The organism is Streptomyces sp. CO7 (assembly GCF_053474865.1).
This window is the reverse complement of sequence record NZ_JBRIOU010000001.1, coordinates 103,473-104,134: the sequence shown is the minus strand read 5'-3', so window position 1 is coordinate 104,134 and position 662 is coordinate 103,473. Positions and strand designations below refer to the sequence as shown.

The following is a 662-nucleotide window of genomic DNA, read 5'->3' as shown; positions in this document are numbered from 1 at the left end:
CTCCTGGCCCACCAGGGCGAGCTGCACCAGGTCGCGGCCGGGCCGGGCGGGCCCGTCCGCGACCTGGTGCAGCTCGCCCTGGTGGGCCAGGAGTTGCGTGATGCCCTGTTGCCGGCCCGCGTGGTCCTCGCCGTAGGGGGCGATGGAGGTGATCCGGGCCTGCGGCCACTGCTCGCGGATCATCCGCGCGCAGTACGCGCCGGGCAGGGAGCAGGACTCCAGCTCGGTGTGCAGCTCCAGCACCTGGTTCGGCGGCACGTTCATGGCGCGCAGCTCGTGGAAGATCTGCCACTCCGGGTGCGGGAGCCCCGGCGCGCTGCGGCGGATCAGCTGGTGCTCGGAGCCGTCCGGGGCGCGGTAGCGCAGCACGGCCTGGTAGCCGGGCCCCACCATCGGCTGCTGGGACTGCTGCGGGTACCCGTACGCGGCCGGCGCCCCGGGAACACCGGGAGCGGCGGGCGGCGGCGGCACGGGACCGGGCGGCGGCACCGGCCCGGGAGCGGAGGGCGCCACCGGCGGTCCCGACGGCGGCGCGAACATCGTCTCCGCGTGGTGCACGCCGCCCGGGGCGCCCGGCGGGGGCGGCGGCGGAGGCGGCGTGGCGCCGGACGGACCGGACGGCGCGAAGACGGTCTCCGCGTGGTGGGCCGCCTGGCCCGCGG

The 662-nt window shown here is 78.2% G+C and carries 1 pseudogene; it reads right to left on the bottom strand.

Features of this window, described 5'->3' with window-relative positions:
- A pseudogene (locus ACOV8S_RS00470) lies at positions 1-662 on the bottom strand (nucleic acid/nucleotide deaminase domain-containing protein); the annotation flags it as partial.